The organism is Ureibacillus sp. FSL W7-1570, assembly GCF_038593265.1.
Taxonomy (GTDB): Bacteria; Bacillota; Bacilli; order Bacillales_A; family Planococcaceae; genus Ureibacillus; species Ureibacillus suwonensis.
On record NZ_CP151979.1, the window covers coordinates 2,478,722 to 2,498,567 of the forward strand.

Genomic DNA, 19,846 nt, shown 5'->3' on the forward strand with positions numbered 1-19,846 from the left:
CATTCGTGCTTCTTTATAAAAGTTTTAGGGATTCCCATCTGTTACGTGTGTGGTGCATGCAAAGATATCAAGATGCAGGACAAAATCATTGTTTCATTCATAAAATAAGATAAAAAACTTCCTTTTACGAATACGAACAATCCACCATCTGAATGGCGAATTTTTTTGAAAGCAGGAAATGAAGTGAAAATGGGTAATATGATATAATAAAAATACGCAATTATAGGAGTGAGTGAATGAAATTAATCGTTGCGGTCATTCAAGACCAAGATAGCAACCGGCTGTCGAATGCTTTAATGAAGCAAAACTTTCGCGCGACTAAGTTGGCAAGTACCGGCGGATTCTTGCGCTCGGGAAATACGACATTTTTGATAGGCGTAGAAGATCAAGATGTTTCAAAGGTGCTGGATATCATTCGGGATAATTGTCGGGCAAGGGAACAAATGGTCACTCCTGTTTCACCTCTGGGAGGAAATGCGGACACCTATATTCCGTATCCGGTCGAGGTGGAAGTTGGCGGCGCAACGGTATTCGTTTTGCCGATCGAAGCATATCACCACTTTTAATAAACCGAATTTCCAAAAAGAAGTGTGTAGGGGCTGAGTAACATGAAGATTAACCAAGATATACGGGTAGGAATCAAAACAAATTTACATGAAATGAAACAACCGGCCGAAACCAACAACCGCTTCGGAGAACTGGTTTTAAGGCAGGGACAAAAATTGCAAAACGAGCAATTGACCCGGCTGCTGGGGGATATTTCTGCGGCGGGCGATCGGGTCGCAAGGTCGAGAAACCTGCGGGATTTGGCTAGGTTTAAAATGCTCGTAAAGCGTTTTTTGCAAGAAGCTGTCGAATACGGCCTTGAATTGAAACAGTCCCACACTTGGAATCGATTCGGTGAAGGCAGAAGGTTGAAAATTATTAAAACGATTGATCAACGTTTGGTTGAACTTGCTCAGGATATTTTGGACGAAGAAAAGGATACGATTGATTTGCTCGATAAAATTGGCGAAATAAAAGGCCTGCTAATTAATCTATATATGTAAAACCCGTGTCTTTCCCCTTTTGATAGACACGGGATTTTTTCTAAAAAAATAATCGTCCAGATTGGGGAAAAGGTGAAAGAACATGTTTGAAACAATAGATGAGCTTATGAAATTGCAGCCCATTGTCATGAAACAATTACAGATGATTTTTGAAAAAGGGCGCATTGCCCATGCTTATATTTTTGAAGGGGAAAAAGGGACGGGCAAAAAAGAAGTGGCAAAATTTTTTATCAAATTGATGCTCTGTCTGAATCCGTCGAAAAATGTTCCATGTGAAACATGCAGAAATTGTAAACGTGTCGAATCCGGGAACCATCCGAACATTTTACATATAGAACCGGATGGGCAATTTATCAAAGTGGAACAAATCCGGGACTTAATTTCGAATATGACAAGGACGGGCATAGAAGAGGGAAGAAAGATATATGTCATTCATCAAGCGGATAAAATGAATATCGCCGCCAGCAATACGCTGTTGAAGTTTTTGGAGGAACCGGATGGACAAGTAACGGCCATCCTCCTGACGGAACAATATCAATCCATATTGCCGACGATTCAATCCCGCTGCCAACATATCAAGTTCTCAAGCATTCCGAAAGACTTATTGATTCAACAGTTGCAGCAACAAGGGTTAACCTTTTCCATGGCTTCCACTGTCAGCCAAGTGACGAACAGTGTGGAGAAAGGTCTTGCTTTAGCGCAGGATGAGCAGTTTGCACTGGCAAGAAAAACAGTGTTAAAATTAGTTGAGACTGTCAGAAAAAATGTAAACGAAGCCTTGTTGATTGTATACGACGAATGGCTTCCAAACCTGAAGGAAAAAAGCGATTTTGAACTCAGTCTCGATTTACTTCTGTTGGCTTATCGTGATATTGTAGCAATAAAGGCAAATCCAGAAAGTGCTTGCACTTATCCGGATATGATGGATAGATGGAAAGAAATTGCATTAACTTCAACTTTTGAGCAGTTGTCGAATCAAATGCAAGCAATATTGCAAGCAAGACAAAATGTAGGTCGCAATATGAATCGCACGCTTTTATTGGAACAGCTGATGCTGAAATTGCAGGAGGGGTATTCCTTTGTATAATGTGGTAGGAGTCCGCTTTAAACGGGCGGGTAAAATATATTACTTTGACCCTGGAGAATATCAACTTGAAAAGGACCAATATGTCATAGTTGAAACGGCTCGGGGCGTCGAGTATGGAAAAATTGTTGTTCCGATGAGACAAGTTGGTGAAAATGATGTTGTTTTGCCTTTGAAGCAAGTTTTACGGCCTGCAACTGAGCGGGATAAAATCCAAGTGGAAGAAAATAAAGCAGAAGCTAGACGGGCTTTTGATATAGCGAATGTAAAAATAGCCGAACATCAACTGGAAATGAAACTGGTGGATGTTGAATATACATTCGATCGGAATAAAGTGATTTTCTATTTTACAGCAGAGGGAAGAGTCGATTTCCGTGAACTGGTAAAAGATTTGGCCGCGATTTTCCGGACTCGTATCGAACTCCGCCAAATCGGGGTGAGAGATGAGGCAAAACTTCTCGGAGGTATTGGTCCTTGCGGAAGAATGCTATGCTGTTCAACATTTCTGGGGGATTTTGATCCGGTCTCCATCAAAATGGCAAAAGATCAAAATCTATCACTAAATCCTACAAAAATATCTGGATTATGTGGTCGCCTAATGTGCTGCTTGAAATATGAAAATGATGATTATGAAACAGCGAAAGATGGAATGCCTGATATTGGCGAGACAACAATCACTCCTGATGGCTTTGGAACGGTTGTTGGAATCAATGTGCTGGAAAGAGTCGTCCAAGTCTATTTAGAAGAACTGGAACGCACGGCTGAATATACGCTGGAGGAAATACTTGAGTGCGAAAAGAATCTGATATAGATTAATACTAATGGGGTGGCTTGGTTGAGGGACCGAAATTTTTTAGATGCTATAATGGAATTTGAACAGCAACTAGAAACACTACAACAGCAGTTTCATGAAATAAAAAAATCTGTTGCGCACATGGTGGAAGAATATCAGTCACTTCAAATAGAAAATTATCATCTGAGAAGACGATTAGAAGAATTGACAAAAGCAGCAGAAACTTCTGAACATGGTGAAAAGAAAAGCCATTTGGATATTGGGGAAGGCTATGATAATTTGGCCCGGCTGTATCAAGAAGGATTTCACGTGTGCAATGTGCACTTTGGAAGCTCCCGAAAAGGGGAGGACTGCTTGTTTTGTCTTTCGTTTTTTAATAAAAATGCTTAAATCAAGGCTGATACCCGAAAATGGGTACAGTCTTTTATTTTCATGAGGAGGAGTGTAGGATTGGAAAATTGGTTAAAGGGCGACGAACGGCTGGATTATTTATTGGCGGAAAATTTGCGCATCATTCAAAGTCCTTCCGTTTTCTCCTTTTCATTGGATGCCGTTTTATTGGCCAAATTTGCGAGCATTCCCATTTCAAAGGGACAAATTGTTGATTTATGTTCAGGAAACGGTGTGATTCCCTTATTTTTAAGCACTCGTACGAAGGCAAAAATCATTGGGGTGGAAATTCAGGAACGGTTGTATGATATGGCTGTAAGAAGCATTCAATATAACGGATTGGAAGAGCAGATTCAAATGATTCACGGCGATGTAAAGGAAATCCCTCCGATCTTGGGGATTGAGAAATACGATACGGTTACATGCAACCCGCCTTACTTTTTGGATATTGAAACAAGCGATAAAAACTTGAATGAGCATTATACAATCGCCCGCCATGAAGTGTTGCTCACATTGGATGAAGCCATTCATGCGGCCAGCAGATTGCTGAAACAGGGCGGAAAGGCAGCCTTTGTACATAGACCGGGAAGGCTTCTTGATATCATAACTTCCATGAGGAACCATCGATTGGAACCGAAACGCATCCGCCTAATTTACCCGAAAATGGGAAAAGAGGCGAATATGTTGTTGATCGAAGGAATCAAGGATGGCAAGCCGGATTTAAAAATTATGCCCCCGTTGTATGTATATGATGATGATAATAAGTATACAGCTGAAATGAGAGAATTGTTATATGGAGAAAAAGGATAGACATTATTTTTATGTGCTGGAATGTGCCGACTCGTCTTTTTATGCGGGATATACAAATGACTTGGAGCGGAGAGTGAATCAGCACAATGCGGGAAAAGGGGCGAAATACACACGATCGAAGCGCCCGGTAAAATGCATCTATTATGAAACCTACGATACAAAGGAAGAAGCGATGAGGGCGGAGTATGCCTTCAAACAATTAAAACGCAGTGAAAAAATGAAATATATCGGGAGAGAAAATAATGAAATCTCAAAAAAGCAGCTTACATGAACAAAGCGGTTGTCTATATTTGGTGGCCACACCCATCGGCAATTTGGAAGACATCACTTTGAGGGCATTACGAATTTTAAAAGAAGTGGATATTATTGCAGCAGAAGATACGAGAAACACAAAAAAACTGTTGTCTTATTACGACATTTCCACCCCTTTAGTCAGCTACCATGAACATAATCAGGAACAGGCTGGCGAAAAAATATTGCAATGGTTGGGGGAAGGGAAAACGGTCGCTTTAGTCAGTGATGCGGGGATGCCATGCATTTCGGATCCGGGTGCTGACATTGTCCGAAAAGCGGTTGAAGCAGATTTTGCAGTCGTTCCGATACCAGGGGCCAATGCGGCATTGACGGCTTTGATCGCCTCCGGTTTGTCTCCGCAGCCATTTTACTTTTTCGGCTTTTTGCATCGCAGCAGTAAAGAAAGAAAAAAACAGTTGTCCCTTTTAAAAAATCGGAAAGAAACGCTGATCTTTTACGAAGCGCCCCACCGGCTGCAAGATACATTAAAAGATATGGAGGCTGTGTTGGGCAATCGGAACATTGTGCTTGCGAGAGAATTGACAAAAAAATTTGAAGAATTTTTGAGAGGAACGGTAGAGGAGGCCGTCCAATGGACAAAAGACAATGAAGTAAGAGGAGAGTTTTGCATTATCATCGAAGGGTCGCAAGATGGGGAAGAAAGTGAAGACGAAGCCCCTTATTGGTCAAACATGACCATCAAAGAACATGTGGAGTTATTGATGAAAGAAAAACAACTCACTTCAAAAGAAGCGATAAAAGAAGTGGCCAAATTAAGAGGGCTTCCAAAAAGGGAAGTTTATCAAGAATATCATTTATAAAAAAAAGAAGGCTGTCTAATGTTCCAGACAGCCGAAATTTCGCCATGTCATCATTGTTGTTTGCGGGTGCTTCAACAAGACTTTCAGTTATGCTTTTGTCGATCTCAAATTATTTTCTGTTTAAATGTTCCTGGATTTCTTTCATTAAAATTTCCGCGCCTTCTGGGCTTAAAATCAACTTACCTCCAGCTAAACGGAAATTTTTGTCTGAAACTTCGCCCGTAATCGCACATGTCATGTTAGGCATGTATTTTTTGAGGATGATTTTATCATCATCTACATAGATTTCCAATGCATCCTTTTCATTAATGCCCAACGTACGGCGAAGTTCAATTGGAATTACCACGCGACCTAACTCATCAACTTTACGGACAATACCAGTAGATTTCATGACAATGTTTTCCTCCTATTTTTGCGTCATAATTTAGAATAAATCTCGTATTCGCCAAAATTCGACATTTATTCTTTGTCTGTCTAAAATAATACCAATAAAAGGAATAAACGTCAATTATTTAGCATTCAAGTTTTGAGAGATATTAATAAAAATTATAAAAATTCGTTTTTTTTAATAAAAAAGTATGATTTGTAATTGTTTAACAATACAATACAAGTGAATTAAGAATAGTATCAACAAATTTTTATTTACAACATCAAATAAATTTCGACAAAATTTTAGTATAATATGTAAGCGTTGAAACAAAAATCGTTAATCGTTACAATTAATACTATATATCGTTGACAATGGAGGCAGTTTAGGTGAGTGAAAAAAAGACGTTTTATATAACAACCCCAATATATTATCCAAGCGGAAAATTCCATATTGGAACAGCCTATACGACAGTGGCTTCGGATGCGATGGCTCGGTATAAAAGATTGCGCGGATTCGATGTCCGTTTTTTGACAGGAATGGACGAACACGGACAAAAAATTCAACAAAAAGCGAAAGAAGTAGGAAAGCATCCCCAAGAATATGTGGATGAAATTGCTGAAGCCGCAAAAGAATTATGGAAGAAGATGGACATTTCTTATGATGATTTTATTCGGACTACACAAGAACGGCATGTAAAAAGTGTAGAAAAAATATTCAAGAAGTTTTTGGATAACGGAGATATTTATAAAGGAGAATATGAAGGCTGGTATTGTACGCCTTGCGAATCCTATTACACCGAAACACAGTTGGTGGATGGCAATTGTCCGGACTGCGGACGTCCTGTCCAAAAATTGAAGGAAGAATCCTACTTCTTTAATATGCAAAAATATGCGGATCGATTACTTGAATATTATGAAGAAAATCCTGAGTTTATTGAACCGGAATCCAGAAAAAATGAAATGATCAACAACTTTATTAAACCGGGATTGGAGGATCTTTCCGTTTCAAGAACTTCCTTTGACTGGGGAATTAAAGTTCCCGGAGATCCCAAACATGTCATTTACGTTTGGGTGGATGCCTTGACAAACTATATTACCGCTTTAGGATACGGTTCAGACAATGACGAGTTGTTTAAAAAATATTGGCCGGCTGATGTGCATGTTGTAGGTAAAGATATTGTCCGTTTCCATACAATTTATTGGCCAATTTTCTTAATGGCGTTGGGTCTCCCACTGCCAAAAAAAGTGTTTGCCCACGGTTTCATCATGATGAAGGACGGAAAAATGTCGAAATCGAAGGGGAATGTCGTTTATCCTGAAATGCTGATTGACCGCTATGGGTTGGATGCAACACGCTACTTTTTGCTTCGTGAATTGCCATTTGGAGCAGATGGCGTATTTTCTCCGGAATCGTTTGTGGAACGCACGAACTATGATTTGGCAAACGATTTAGGGAATTTATTAAATCGTACGGTTTCAATGATCAATAAATATTTCGATGGCGTCATTCCAACAGAAGGTTTGGAAGAAACGGAATTCGATGCTTCATTAAAAGCCCATGCAAAAGAAACAAAAGCTTTATATGAAGCGAACATGGAAAAAATGCAATTCAGTGTAGTACTTGCGGATTTGTGGTCATTTATTTCAAGAACAAACAAATATATCGATGAAACAGAGCCTTGGGTATTGGCGAAAAATGAAGAGAACCGTGGCAAATTGGCTCAAGTTATGTACAATTTAGCCGAAAGTTTGCGCCATATTGCAGTAATGTTACAACCGTTTATGACGCAAACGCCAAAACGCATCATGGAACAGCTTGGATTGGATGAAAAATTGTTGGCTTGGGAGACAATTGAGGGATTCGGAAATGTTATACCTGAGAAAACAAAAGTGGTAGAAAAAGGAATTCCTATTTTCCCAAGATTAGATCCGGAAGTGGAAATCGAATATATTCGCAATCAAATGCGTGCCAGTGTGAAAACACCGCAAGAAGAGAAAACAAATAAAGCGGAAGCACCGGAAGTACCGGAAATCACAATTGAAGATTTCCAAAAACTTGATTTGCGGGTAGGTACGGTGACAGCATGTGAGCCGGTGCCAAAAACGGATAAATTATTAAAGCTCCAAGTGGATTTGGGTTATGAGACACGTCAAGTCGTTTCAGGGATTGCCGAGCATTATAAACCGGAAGAATTGATTGGCCAAAAAGTGATTGTCGTTGCCAATTTAAAACCGGTGAAACTTCGTGGCGAGTTGTCCCAAGGTATGATTTTGGCGGGGTCGCATAATGGAGTGTTAAAACTCGCGACTGTAGATTCTGCTTTGGAAAATGGAGCAAAAGTGAAGTAAAGTGAAAGCCTGTTGGATGGGTCATTCAACAGGCATTTTTGTTGTCAAAAAATTATTTTAAAATAACAATAAAAGTCGGTCATCAGAATTTGATGAAAACGGTTTAGTATAAAAAGACTAGTTTTGTTACAAAACGATATGAAGAATGTCATGAGTTTTGATTCTCGTAATGAAAATGTAACATTTTTGTGAAATCAGTAATATACCAGTCCAATACAATATACGGTAGGTGTGATTAATATGTTCATTGATACACATGTCCATTTGAATGCAGATCAATTTCAGGAAGATTTACAAGAAGTCATCGATCGGGCACATGCAGCAAAAGTAGAAAAAATGATTGTTGTTGGCTTTGATCGGAAAACCATCGAAAGAGCGATGGAACTCGTAGAGAAATACGAATCTCTTTATGCAGTAATTGGTTGGCATCCAGTAGACGCAATCGATTGTACAGAAGAAGACCTGGCATGGATTGAAGAGCTGACCCATCATCCGAAAGTGGTAGGGATCGGTGAAACAGGACTGGATTATCATTGGGACAAATCCCCAAAAGAAATCCAGCAGGAACTATTCCGCAAACAAATCCGTTTGGCGCAAAAAACGAATCTTCCGATTATCATCCATAATCGGGAAGCAACAGGAGATGTTGTAAGGATTTTAAGGGAAGAAAACGCCAAAACGGTTGGTGGAATCATGCACTGTTTTAGTGGAAGCGTCGAAACGGCACTGGAATGCATAAAAATGAATTTTATGATCAGTTTGGGCGGGCCTGTTACTTTTAAAAATGCCCGTATGCCAAAGAAGGTGGCTAAAGAAATTCCATTGGAGCATTTACTGATTGAAACGGACGCACCATATTTGGCGCCGCATCCATATCGCGGAAAAAGAAATGAGCCTTCTCTGGTGCCGCTAGTTGCCGAGGAAATTGCCCGGTTGAAAGAAATCCCGGTGGAAGAGGTTGCAAAGGCAACGACAGAAAATGCGAAGAAACTTTTTAAATTGGATGTATAAAACGAAAAATAGCCTCCAATACTGCAGTTTAATAGGATCATAAATTGCTAAACTAGTAATTGAGAACATTTATTAGTTGACATAATAAAAAGATACCCGTATAATTCAACGGGTGTTAAGGAGGCGTTTTTTAATGTCAAGTAGTCCCATAAAAAAACTTTTATTTGGGATCAAGCACCAACAATTATTGGTCACCATTTTGTTTATCGCGTTGCTTGCGGTGGTTACCACCTTTGTTCTGTATCAAGGAACAAAAACACCTGTGACAATTATAGCGAATGGTGAAGAAATGAACATATTAACTCATGCCGAGACAGTTGAAGAATTATTCGAAGAAGAAAACATCGATATAACGAGGCATGACAAATTATCCTATTCGCTTGATGCAAAAATAAAACCCGGCATGACGATTGAATGGATCAAAGCAAAACCGGTAACAATCATCGTTGATGGAAAAGAACAAGAAATCTGGACAACTGAAACGAAAGTCAAAGATATTCTGAATGCAGCAAACATCAAAGTATCGGATCATGATAAAGTTTCCATCGCTTTAGATAAAGACTTGGGCGATGAAGACAAAATCAAAATCAATAAAGCGTTTCAGGTGACACTTGTCGATGGTACAGAAGAAAAGCAAGTGTGGTCCACTTCCACTACGGTCGCTAACTTTTTAAAGCAACAAGGTATAACACTTAATGAACTTGATCGTGTCGAAAATAAATTGAGCGACAATGTGAAACCAAATGATCGAATCACGGTTGTTCGCGTAGAAAAGGTTACCGATGTAGTGGAGGAAGAAATTGACTTCCCGGTACAAACAAAATCAGATTCTTCCTTGCTGAAAGGGAAAGAAAAAGTAATTTCGGAAGGAAAGAAAGGCAAAGTTTCAAGAACTTATGAAATTACAAAAGAAAATGGCAAGGTTGTAAATAAGGTCATTAAAGATGAAAAAATCATCGAACAACCGAAAGCAAAAGTGGTTGCAGTGGGAACAAAAGTGGTGACTGCCCAAGTATCCCGTGGAACAAGCGCGGGCGGAAAAGAATTCTATGTGATTGCAACTGCATATACCCCATACTGTAACGGTTGTTCCGGCACATCGGCTTCCGGAATCAATTTGCGCAACAATCCGAATTTGAAATTGATTGCTGTTGATCCAAATCTCATCCCATTAGGCTCAAAAGTTTGGGTGGAAGGTTATGGATACGCGATTGCCGGTGATACTGGTGGCGCAATCAAAGGAAATAAAATTGATGTGCTGGTGCAAACCAAGCAGGAAGCAAGCAGCTGGGGACGAAAAAAAGTCCGCATTAAAGTGCTTAACTGAATAATGGAAGATCGAGCTTTCCTGATACAGGAAAGCTTATTTTTTTGACATCGAAATAACGGACATTTCTTGTGAAAAAGGTTCAGGTTTTGTACAATTGTCCAAGATAAAAGGTAGAAGAGAGGTTCAACATTGGAAATCAAAGAGATCATCGTTGTGGAAGGAAAAGATGATACAGTTGCCATCCAAAGAGCAGTGAATGCAGATACGATTGAAACAAACGGTTCCGCCATATCTGAAGAAACATTGCGCCGTATCCAGCATGCCCAGGAAAAACGCGGGGTCATTGTATTTACGGATCCGGATTATCCCGGAAGACGGATCCGGGCGATTATCGAAGAGCGTATTCCGGGTGTAAAACATGCCTTTCTCTCAAAAGAAAAGTGCATCGCTGCAAACGGGAGAGGCGTTGGCATTGAACATGCAAGCGATGAGGATATACGGCAAGCCTTAAAAAACGTATATACACCAGCTGCGGAATTGCCGGAAACCGAAGAAATTACGGTGGCTGATTTGATGAATGCGCGGCTTATCGGACATCCATCAGCCAAAAATCGGCGCATCCGGTTAGGGGAAATATTGAATATCGGCATGACGAATGGGAAGCAACTCCATAAGCGGTTATTGATGTTTCAAATTACCTTTGAACAATTTGCGCAAGCGGTAGCGCAAATCGATCGGGAGGAACAAAATGAATAAAGATATTGCAACACCAATACGTACGAAAGAAATATTGAAAAAATACGGTTTTTCCTTCAAGAAAAGTTTAGGCCAAAACTTTATTATTGATCCAAACATCCTTCGAAACATCGTGAATTATGCCGGCTTGACCGAAGAAAGCGGAGCAATTGAAATCGGTCCTGGTATTGGCGCTTTGACGGAACATTTGGCGAGAAATTGCAAAAAAGTGGTGGCTTTTGAAATTGATGGCCGGCTTATTCCTGTATTGGAGGATACATTAAGTCCTTATCCAAATGTAAAAATCATCCATTCTGATGTCTTAAAGGCGGATGTGGCGAAGATCATTGAAGAAGAAATGCTGGACATCAAAGATATTATGGTGGTAGCGAATCTGCCTTATTACGTAACAACCCCAATTTTGATGAAATTGCTTAATGACCGTTTGCCGATAAGAGGGTTTGTTGTCATGATGCAAAAAGAAGTCGCTGATCGCATTACAGCAAAACCGGGAACAAAAAGTTACGGTTCACTGTCCATCGCTGTGCAATATTATACTCACGCCGAAGTGGTCATGACGGTTCCAAAGACGGTATTTATGCCGCAGCCAAATGTTGATTCGGCAGTCATCCGGCTTACGATGCGGGAAGCTCCGCCGATTCAAGTGGTGGATGAAGACTTTTTATTTGTGGTAACGAGAGCCGCTTTTGCTCAACGGAGAAAAACGATACTGAACAATTTACAGTCGGGCCTTAAATCAGGAAAAGAAAAAAAGCAGCAAATTTTGGATGCTTTATTATCATGCGGCATTGATCCTTTCAGAAGAGGAGAAACTTTGACCATTGAAGAATTTGGAAATCTTTCCAATGAACTTTATCCGCATTTTCACTAAAAATTGCGAAATTGCTAACAAAAACTTTCTTTTTTTATGGAAAAATAAGTTGACAAGAATAATTGACTGCTGTTAAAATAATATAATTTATTGACAGATTGGCATTTCTGCGCTATAATTGACTTTAGTGAGGTGTATGCGGAAATGCCAAAAACATTAGCGGAGATAAAACGTACAATGGATGAACACATTGGGAAGCCATTGAGGTTAAAGGCAAATGGAGGCCGTAAAAAAACGGTTGAGTGCAATGGGATTTTAAGTGAAACTTACAATGCAGTATTTGTCGTTGAGCTTGATCAAAAAGAAAATGCTTGTAAGCGTGTTTCTTATAGTTACACTGACATTTTAACGGAAGCCGTGGAAATTACTTTCCTGGATGACAATAACGAAGCACTCGCGGTAAAATAATAGTCTGCCCTGTTGTAAATTGTAGACAAAGCCGATTTTTCCATCGACTTTGTCTACAATTTTTTTTGGAACTTGCACATACTACGGTTGTCAACCTACTTATTTGAAGGAGGTAATCTCTATGGCACGGAGAGGCGGAGTCATGTCGAGTCGTCTAAAAGAGGAGATTGCAAAGGAACTCGGGTTTTATGATGTGGTCCAACGGGAAGGTTGGGGAGGAATCAGAGCCCGGGACGCAGGGAACATGGTGAAGCGAGCCATTGAATTGGCTGAACAAAGTTTGGCTCAGCAAGGGAACCAAAACAGCAACCAATAAGTAGGGTTGACAATGCCAATGGCTCTTATAAGAGCTGTTGGCATTTTTTTATTTTTTCGGAAATTACTTAATACTTTTATGTTTAATATTTAGCATCTATGGTGAACCCTTCATTATGGTACAATATACGGAAGGAATTTACCGTAATAGTCTGTTAGGAGGATCATCATGCTTTACATAAAAGCACCTGCCAAAATTAATTTAACGCTGGATGTACTTTATAAACGTCCGGACAACTATCACGAAGTGGAAATGGTGATGACGACGGTCGATTTGGCGGATCGCATCGGGCTTGAACGGAGGAACGATGGCAAAATTAAGATTCATTCATCGAGCGGTATAGTGCCGGAAGATGAACGAAATCTTGCCTATCAAGCTGCGATGCTTTTGAAAAATACATATAACATTGATGCGGGGGCAACCATTTCGATCGAGAAAGAAATCCCTGTAGCAGCCGGACTTGCAGGAGGCAGCAGCGACGCAGCCGCCACACTGCGGGGATTAAATAAGCTTTGGAATTTAAATTTATCCATTGATACATTGGCGGAGCTGGGGGCAGCCATTGGATCCGATGTTCCGTTTTGTGTTTATGGCGGAACAGCCTTGGCTACTGGAAGAGGAGAAAAAATACAACATTTGCCTTCCCCTCCGACTTGCTGGGTCATCCTTGCAAAACCGGGAATCGGAGTCTCCACCGCAAAAGTTTATGAAGGATTGAAATTGGAAAATATAGAACATCCTGACACAAAACAAATGATTCAGGCATTGGAAAATAAAGATTACTCTTTAATGTGCAGGGCTTTAGGAAATGTTCTTGAATCTGTCACATGTGCATTATATCCTGAAGTGGGCTTTATTAAAGAACATATGTTGCGGTTCGGGGCAGACGCAGCGTTAATGAGCGGAAGCGGTCCGACGGTTTTTGGCTTTGTCAATAGCGAATCAAGATTGCATCGGGTGTACAATGGATTGAAAGGCTTTTGTGATGAAGTTTATGCGGTGCGCATGTTGGGACAAAGGAATTCACTTGCCTAAATACGTACATTTATGATACTTTTTCTATAAAATATTCGTATTTTAATTTTCATTAGGAGAGGGTCTCATGAAATGGAAGCGTAGTGAACGCTTGGTAGATATGACGCATTATTTGTTGGAGCATCCGCATCAACTCATTCCGTTAACCTATTTTGCTGAATTATATAATTCTGCTAAATCCTCCATTAGCGAAGATTTGGCCATTGTGAAGGGAACTTTTGAAGAAAGAGGCATTGGGGAATTGATAACGGTTCCCGGAGCAAGCGGAGGAGTAAAATACATTCCTACCGTAACAGACGACGAGGTTCGGGAAACAATTCAAATTTTAATAGCCGAGTTAAGCAAATCAGACCGCCTGCTTCCTGGAGGATATTTGTTTATGACGGATTTATTGGGCAATCCCGGCCTGATGAATCGGGTAGGAAAAGTCTTTGCAAGCATTTTTAAAGATCAACAAATCGATGCCATTATGACGGTGGCAACGAAGGGAATTTCCATTGCCCATTCGATTGCCAGATATTTAAATGTACCGGTTGTGGTTGTGCGCAGAGATAGCAAAGTGACAGAAGGTTCAACGGTGAGTATCAACTATGTATCAGGTTCTTCCAGAAGAATCCAAACAATGGTATTATCAAAACGTAGCATGAAGAGCGGACAAAGAGTTTTACTGACAGACGATTTTATGAAAGTCGGCGGAACGATGAATGGCATGAAAAGCTTGCTGGAGGAATTTGATTGCACTTTGGCGGGAATCGCCGTTCTCGTTGAGGCGGAACATGCGGGTGAAACTCTTGTCGATGATTATTATTCATTGGTAAAACTCCATTCTGTAAATGAAAAAGAGAGAACGATTCAATTAAGTGAAGGAAATTATTTTTTAAAGGAGAGATCATGATGAAAGCAGTAGCTACTACAAATGCACCAAAAGCAATTGGACCTTATTCCCAAGGGATTATTGCAGGTGGTTTCTTCTTCAGTTCAGGTCAAATCCCTTTAACTCCTGAAGGCGAATTGGTGGAAGGGGATATTGTTGCCCAAACAAACCAAGTGTTCAAAAACTTAAAAGCGGTTCTTGCGGAAGCCGGGCTATCTCTAAATAATGTTGTGAAAACAACGGTATTTTTAAGCGATATGAATGACTTTGCAAAAATGAATGAAGCATATGAAGCGAATTTTGGCGATCATAAACCTGCCCGATCCGCTGTAGAAGTTGCAAGACTTCCAAAAGATGTAAAAGTGGAAATTGAAGTGATTGCAGCATTTGAATAATCGCCAGGCGGTGAATCCATCCATGGATTCACCGCTTTTTTGTATTCAGAAATAATTACAAAGAAAAACATCTATTTACAAAAATTAAAAACACTTAAAAATTATTTGAAAATTTTTTCAAAAATAAAGAAGGAATTTTTTTATTTTTGTAGAATTGTATAGCCTTAAAGGCATCCTAGAGGAAGAGAGGAGTGAAAGAATGGAAGTTACTGACGTGAGACTTAGACGTGTGCAAACAGACGGGCGCATGCGTGCAATTGCTTCCATCACACTAGATGACGAGTTTGTGGTTCATGATATTCGAGTGATTGATGGGAATAACGGTTTATTTGTCGCTATGCCAAGCAAAAGAACACCGGATGGGGAATTCCGTGATATTGCACACCCAATCAATTCTAAAACACGCAACAAAATTCAGGATGTTGTGTTGGCCGCATATCACGCTGCCGGTGAAGAAAAAACAGAAGATCAAAGCGAATCCCAATTAGAAGAAGCAAACGCTTAAAACAGTGTCCCAAGAGTAATGCATTTTACTTTTGGGACACTTTCTTTTTTTTAAAGTCTGAAGGCGGTCCCTCTTTTTCATAAACTTTCACAAAAAAAATAATATGAAAACGGAGGCGAAAAAAATATAATAGAGAGGGAGAATAGATGTCTTGTCAGCTGATCATGCCTTGAAAATCGAACAACTTTACTATATAGTCATAAGAGAACATGAGCTGAAATTGGGGGACTTTGCATGACTAACATTTTTGCGATTGTATTGGCTGCTGGCCAAGGAACTCGCATGAAGTCCAAATTATACAAGGTTTTACATCCAGTGTGTGGAAAGCCTATGGTTGAGCATGTCGTTGACAATATATCAACATTAGATGTTAACCGTATTGTAACAATTGTTGGGCATGGTGCAGAAAAAGTGAAAGAACACCTTGGAGACAAATCCGAGTATGTACTTCAATCAGAACAACTTGGAACAGCCCATGCCGTAATGCAGGCTGAATCATTATTAGGCGATTTGGAAGGCGTAACGCTGGTTGTTTGTGGAGATACACCTTTAATTCGTCCGGAAACAATGAAAGCGCTATTTGAACATCACGTATCCCAAAAGGCGAAAGCGACGATTCTTACCGCGATTGCTGACGATCCAACAGGATACGGCCGGGTGATTCGTGATGAACAAGGTCAAGTGGCACAAATTGTAGAGCATAAAGATGCAACTCCTGAACAACGCTTGGAAAAGGAAATCAACACTGGTACTTATTGCTTTGATAATAAAGCATTATTTGAAGCGTTGAAGCTGGTGAATAATAACAATGCACAGGGCGAATATTATTTGCCGGATGTCATTGAAATATTAAAAAACAAAGGTGAAATTGTTTCCGCTTTCGTTTGCGAAGATTTCAATGAAACCCTTGGAGTCAATGATCGAATTGCCCTGTCCCAAGCAGAAGAAATTATGCGTGAACGCATCAATAAAAAACATATGGCGAATGGGGTAACGATTATTAATCCTTCAATGACACATATTAGTATTAATGCTGAAATTGGCCGGGATACAGTCATTTATCCAGGTGTTGTGATTGAAGGAAAAACGGTAATTGGCGAAGATTGCCTCATTGGGCCGAATAGCCAAATTATCAGCAGCAAGATTGGCGATCGTTCGGTTGTGAAACAATCTGTTGTGCAGCAAAGCATTATCGGTGAAGATACTTCTGTCGGTCCATTTGCCCATTTGAGACCGGAAGCCGAATTAGGCGACCATGTGAAAATCGGCAACTTTGTTGAAGTGAAGAAAAGTACGATTGGCGATGAATCAAAAGTATCTCATTTAAGTTATATAGGTGACGCTGAGGTTGGGAAAAATGTTAATATAGGTTGTGGCTCCATTACCGTAAATTACGATGGTAAAAATAAATATAAAACAATCATTGAAGATAATGTGTTTGTTGGATGCAATTCCAATCTGGTAGCTCCTGTCACGTTGAGATCAGGATCATTCATTGCCGCAGGATCCACGATTACAAAAGAAGTGCCGCAAGATTCGTTGGCAATTGCCCGCGCAAGACAAGAAAATAAAATCGACTACGCAAAAAAATTAAGATAATTAGGAGGCCATCATGCCGTATTCATACGCTGACACAAAATTAAAAATATTCTCGTTAAATTCAAATTATCCATTAGCACAAGAAATTGCGGAACTAATGGGTGTGGAATTGGGAAAATGTTCTGTAAAACACTTCAGTGATGGGGAAATTCAAATCAATATTGAAGAAAGTATCCGCGGTTGCGACGTGTTCATCGTCCAATCCACTTCCTATCCGGTGAATGAACACTTAATGGAACTTTTAATTATGATTGATGCTGTAAAACGTGCATCCGCCCGCACAGTGAATGTGGTAATTCCTTATTACGGATATGCACGACAAGATCGCAAAGCAAAAGCGCGGGAACCAATTACTGCGAAATTGGTGGCGAATTTGTTGGAAACAGCCGGCGCAACCCGAGTAATCGTGCTCGATTTGCATGCTCCGCAAATCCAAGGATTCTTTGACATTTTAATCGACCATTTAATGGCGGTACCATTGCTTTCTGAATACTTCAAATCAAAAGGTTTCTCAGAAGATGATGTAGTGATCGTTTCACCAGACCACGGTGGTGTAACGAGAGCCCGCAAAATGGCTGAGCGCTTGAAAGCACCGATTGCCATTATCGATAAACGCCGCCCAAAACCAAACGTGGCAGAAGTGATGAATATTGTTGGTAATGTAGAAGGAAAAATCTGCATTTTGATTGATGACATTATTGATACAGCTGGAACGATCACAATTGGTGCCAATGCATTGATCGAAAGTGGAGCCAAAGAAGTGTATGCATGCTGTACACATCCGGTGCTATCCGGTCCGGCAATTGAGCGCATCCAAAACTCTTCCATTAAAGAATTAGTGGTGACAAATACCATTAAGTTGCCAGAGGAAAAAATGATTCCGAAAATCACTCAATTATCAGTGGCTCCTTTAATGGCGGAAGCGATTTCCCGCATCTATGAAAATAAATCCGTAAGTACATTATTTGATTAAGATTTTAAAATGTAGACAAAATTCGAAATGAATTTTGTCTACATTTTTTTTATTTTGGACAGAATGATGGGGAACACATACTTTTCTTAAAGCTTGTGCGATGAATGGAAACTTTTCAAAAGTGGACTATAATAAAAATTGGGTAGTCCATCATTTTCTAAAGGAGGGGTAAAAATCATGAGCACAGTATTACAAGCGGAAAAACGTAAGACTGGTGTGCGTTCAGAGTTAGCCCAACTTAGAAAAGGAGGAAGAATACCTGCCGTTATCTACGGCTACAATATCGAAAATACTCCGATTTCAGTCGATTATAAAGAAATCGCGAAAGAAGTGCAAAAAAGGGGAAAAACGGGTATTTTCGATTTGGATGTGGAAGGAAAAAGAGTAAAAGCACTGATTCATGAAGTGCAAAGAGATTCGTTAAAAGGAGAAGTTTTGCACATCGATTTTTTTTCCGTCAACATGGATGAAGAAGTGGAAGTGGATGTTCCAATCCATGCAGTCGGTGAATCCATTGGTGTGAAAGAAGGAGGCGTATTGACGCAAATATTAAATACGCTAAGAATCAAAGTGAAGCCGGCTGAGATTCCGGAAAAAATCGACATTGATATTTCTACATTAGGCATTGGAGATACATTGTTTGTAAGTGATATTCGGGAGAGAGTCGATTATAAAATTTTGGAAGGCGATGATGTGACAATCTTTACCGTCACTGCACCGGCAACTGCCCGTGATGCCGGACAAGGCGATAATGATAATCAAGATATCAAAGCGACAGAAGCGCCTCAATCTCAAGCATGAGCCCATTGGGTTGTCTGAGCGGTTTTCAGCTTGGACAACCCTTTTTTATGTTCAATGATCGACGGTTGCGTTCAGGTGCATTTCTTTTAAGTAGGAACTTTCTGATATTATGTGATAAAATAAGCAACGATTAGATATAATAAAAGGAATGGTTTCATGAAACTGATTGTTGGTTTAGGAAATCCGGGAAAACAGTATGAACGGACGCGGCATAATATCGGATTCATGTGCGTGGATGCATTGGCAAATAAATGGAATGCAACTTTAAGTGAAACAAAATTCAACGGCATGTATGCCATTGTCCATCGTCCCGAAGGAAAAGTCATGCTGTTAAAACCTCTCACGTATATGAATTTATCGGGTGAATGCGTCCGTCCGATCATTGATTACTTTGATATAGATATTGATGAAATCGTTGTCATCTATGACGATTTGGATTTGGAAACCGGAAAACTCCGATTGCGGCAAAAGGGGAGTGCCGGCGGGCATAATGGAATGAAGTCGCTGATCCAGCATCTTGGAACGCAAGATTTTAAACGGATTCGTGTTGGGATCAACCGTCCCCCGGCTGGCATGAAAGTGCCCGACTACGTGCTGTCCAAATTTTCGAAGGAAGAAGAACCGGTCATCGAGCAAGCGATTGAGAAAGTGGTTCAAGCTTGTGAAGCATGGCTGTCAAAGAAATTTATCGATGTAATGAACGAGTATAATTAAATCGTTTTATTGCTGAATTAATGAAGTGCATAATTGATTATGGAACAGTCTATACTTGGAATATACCCAGCTTTCAAAGGAGGTCCAGTATGACTGTTCGTTACCGTTGTAGATATTGTAATACAGAATTGGGCACTTTACCTTTTAACGAAGAAGAAACAATCCGCAAGATTCATTTATTTGAAGTTGGAGAAATCGAAGAGTTTATTGAGAAAGATGAACTTGGAGTAACGACAATACACTGTATTTGTGAACATTGCGAAGAATCGTTACGTCAGTTTCCTGATTACTACGCTTTAAATAAATGGATTCAATAAATGAAAACACGCTTTGGGCTCTTCAGTCCAAGGCTTTTCCAG

25 protein-coding genes are annotated in these 19,846 nt (G+C 40.0%); 24 read left to right on the top strand and 1 reads right to left on the bottom strand.

Features of this window, described 5'->3' with window-relative positions; translation table 11 throughout:
* Positions 1–236 precede the first annotated feature (236 nt).
* The 8 genes from NST13_RS12370 to rsmI all read left to right on the top strand — a co-directional run bounded on the left by NST13_RS12370 (position 237) and on the right by rsmI (position 5,241).
* Positions 237–566, top strand: a complete 330-nt coding sequence (locus NST13_RS12370) for a cyclic-di-AMP receptor (RefSeq protein ID WP_342470714.1) — start codon at positions 237–239, stop codon at positions 564–566.
* Positions 567–608: 42 nt separating this feature from the next.
* Positions 609–1,049, top strand: coding sequence for a YaaR family protein (locus NST13_RS12375; RefSeq protein ID WP_342470713.1), 441 nt, complete (start codon positions 609–611; stop codon positions 1,047–1,049).
* Between the two features lie 82 nt (positions 1,050–1,131).
* Positions 1,132–2,136, top strand: coding sequence for a DNA polymerase III subunit delta' (holB, locus tag NST13_RS12380; protein WP_342580698.1), 1,005 nt, complete (start codon positions 1,132–1,134; stop codon positions 2,134–2,136).
* Positions 2,129–2,944 carry a stage 0 sporulation family protein gene (locus NST13_RS12385; protein ID WP_342580699.1) on the top strand — a complete coding sequence of 272 codons (816 nt, stop codon included), beginning with the start codon at positions 2,129–2,131 and terminating at the stop codon, positions 2,942–2,944. The genes holB and NST13_RS12385 overlap by 8 nt, the downstream gene beginning before the upstream one ends.
* Positions 2,945–2,968: 24 nt before the next feature.
* Entirely contained in the window at positions 2,969–3,316 is a 348-nt protein-coding gene (gene yabA / locus NST13_RS12390; protein ID WP_342580700.1) for a DNA replication initiation control protein YabA, read from the top strand.
* Between the two features lie 60 nt (positions 3,317–3,376).
* Positions 3,377–4,126 (top strand): tRNA1(Val) (adenine(37)-N6)-methyltransferase, encoded by a 750-nt coding sequence (locus tag NST13_RS12395; RefSeq protein ID WP_342470709.1) that lies wholly within the window; start codon positions 3,377–3,379, stop codon positions 4,124–4,126.
* Positions 4,110–4,397: a GIY-YIG nuclease family protein gene (locus NST13_RS12400; protein ID WP_342470708.1), complete on the top strand. Its 288-nt coding sequence runs from the start codon at positions 4,110–4,112 to the stop codon at positions 4,395–4,397. Before NST13_RS12395 ends, NST13_RS12400 begins: the two co-directional genes overlap by 17 nt.
* Positions 4,369–5,241: a 16S rRNA (cytidine(1402)-2'-O)-methyltransferase gene (gene rsmI / locus NST13_RS12405; RefSeq protein ID WP_342580701.1), complete on the top strand. Its 873-nt coding sequence runs from the start codon at positions 4,369–4,371 to the stop codon at positions 5,239–5,241. Before NST13_RS12400 ends, rsmI begins: the two co-directional genes overlap by 29 nt.
* Positions 5,242–5,350: 109 nt before the next feature.
* Here rsmI and NST13_RS12410 read toward each other — a convergent pair whose 3' ends face one another.
* On the bottom strand, positions 5,351–5,632 hold the full coding sequence (locus NST13_RS12410; RefSeq protein ID WP_342470706.1) for an AbrB/MazE/SpoVT family DNA-binding domain-containing protein: 282 nt from the start codon (positions 5,630–5,632) through the stop codon (positions 5,351–5,353).
* Positions 5,633–5,997: 365 nt separating this feature from the next.
* Here NST13_RS12410 and metG point away from each other — a divergent pair, with 365 nt between their 5' ends.
* The 16 genes from metG to NST13_RS12490 all read left to right on the top strand — a co-directional run bounded on the left by metG (position 5,998) and on the right by NST13_RS12490 (position 19,804).
* On the top strand, positions 5,998–7,959 hold the full coding sequence (metG, locus tag NST13_RS12415) for a methionine--tRNA ligase (protein ID WP_342580702.1): 1,962 nt from the start codon (positions 5,998–6,000) through the stop codon (positions 7,957–7,959).
* 240 nt (positions 7,960–8,199) lie between these two features.
* A complete protein-coding gene (locus NST13_RS12420; protein WP_342470703.1) occupies positions 8,200–8,970 on the top strand; it encodes a TatD family hydrolase in 771 nt (256 codons plus the stop codon).
* Between the two features lie 133 nt (positions 8,971–9,103).
* Complete coding sequence (locus tag NST13_RS12425) at positions 9,104–10,297, top strand: ubiquitin-like domain-containing protein (protein ID WP_342580703.1); 1,194 nt, start codon at positions 9,104–9,106, stop codon at positions 10,295–10,297.
* Between the two features lie 132 nt (positions 10,298–10,429).
* Positions 10,430–10,996, top strand: a complete 567-nt coding sequence (rnmV, locus tag NST13_RS12430; RefSeq protein ID WP_342470701.1) for a ribonuclease M5 — start codon at positions 10,430–10,432, stop codon at positions 10,994–10,996.
* Positions 10,989–11,867 (top strand): 16S rRNA (adenine(1518)-N(6)/adenine(1519)-N(6))-dimethyltransferase RsmA, encoded by an 879-nt coding sequence (rsmA, locus tag NST13_RS12435; protein WP_342580704.1) that lies wholly within the window; start codon positions 10,989–10,991, stop codon positions 11,865–11,867. Before rnmV ends, rsmA begins: the two co-directional genes overlap by 8 nt.
* 144 nt (positions 11,868–12,011) lie before the next feature.
* Entirely contained in the window at positions 12,012–12,275 is a 264-nt protein-coding gene (locus NST13_RS12440) for a Veg family protein (RefSeq protein ID WP_342470699.1), read from the top strand.
* 121 nt (positions 12,276–12,396) lie between these two features.
* On the top strand, positions 12,397–12,591 hold the full coding sequence (locus NST13_RS12445; protein WP_342470698.1) for a small, acid-soluble spore protein, alpha/beta type: 195 nt from the start codon (positions 12,397–12,399) through the stop codon (positions 12,589–12,591).
* A gap of 168 nt (positions 12,592–12,759) precedes the next feature.
* The gene (gene ispE / locus NST13_RS12450; RefSeq protein WP_342580705.1) at positions 12,760–13,626 is read left to right on the top strand and encodes a 4-(cytidine 5'-diphospho)-2-C-methyl-D-erythritol kinase; all 867 of its coding nucleotides are present in this window, start codon (positions 12,760–12,762) and stop codon (positions 13,624–13,626) included.
* 67 nt (positions 13,627–13,693) lie between these two features.
* The gene (gene purR / locus NST13_RS12455) at positions 13,694–14,521 is read left to right on the top strand and encodes a pur operon repressor (protein WP_342470696.1); all 828 of its coding nucleotides are present in this window, start codon (positions 13,694–13,696) and stop codon (positions 14,519–14,521) included.
* Positions 14,521–14,895, top strand: coding sequence for a RidA family protein (locus NST13_RS12460; protein ID WP_342470695.1), 375 nt, complete (start codon positions 14,521–14,523; stop codon positions 14,893–14,895). The genes purR and NST13_RS12460 overlap by 1 nt, the downstream gene beginning before the upstream one ends.
* Before the next feature lie 199 nt (positions 14,896–15,094).
* Positions 15,095–15,400 carry a septation regulator SpoVG gene (gene spoVG, locus NST13_RS12465; RefSeq protein ID WP_342470694.1) on the top strand — a complete coding sequence of 102 codons (306 nt, stop codon included), beginning with the start codon at positions 15,095–15,097 and terminating at the stop codon, positions 15,398–15,400.
* Positions 15,401–15,634: 234 nt separating this feature from the next.
* Positions 15,635–16,999 carry a bifunctional UDP-N-acetylglucosamine diphosphorylase/glucosamine-1-phosphate N-acetyltransferase GlmU gene (glmU, locus tag NST13_RS12470; RefSeq protein WP_342580706.1) on the top strand — a complete coding sequence of 455 codons (1,365 nt, stop codon included), beginning with the start codon at positions 15,635–15,637 and terminating at the stop codon, positions 16,997–16,999.
* A 13-nt stretch (positions 17,000–17,012) separates the two neighbouring features.
* Complete coding sequence (locus tag NST13_RS12475; RefSeq protein ID WP_342580707.1) at positions 17,013–17,972, top strand: ribose-phosphate diphosphokinase; 960 nt, start codon at positions 17,013–17,015, stop codon at positions 17,970–17,972.
* Positions 17,973–18,149: 177 nt separating this feature from the next.
* A complete protein-coding gene (locus NST13_RS12480) occupies positions 18,150–18,773 on the top strand; it encodes a 50S ribosomal protein L25/general stress protein Ctc (protein ID WP_342580708.1) in 624 nt (207 codons plus the stop codon).
* 156 nt (positions 18,774–18,929) lie between these two features.
* On the top strand, positions 18,930–19,487 hold the full coding sequence (gene pth / locus NST13_RS12485) for an aminoacyl-tRNA hydrolase (RefSeq protein ID WP_342470690.1): 558 nt from the start codon (positions 18,930–18,932) through the stop codon (positions 19,485–19,487).
* An 89-nt stretch (positions 19,488–19,576) separates the two neighbouring features.
* Positions 19,577–19,804, top strand: a complete 228-nt coding sequence (locus NST13_RS12490; RefSeq protein ID WP_342470689.1) for an anti-sigma-F factor Fin — start codon at positions 19,577–19,579, stop codon at positions 19,802–19,804.
* The last annotated feature ends 42 nt before the right edge of the window (positions 19,805–19,846 follow it).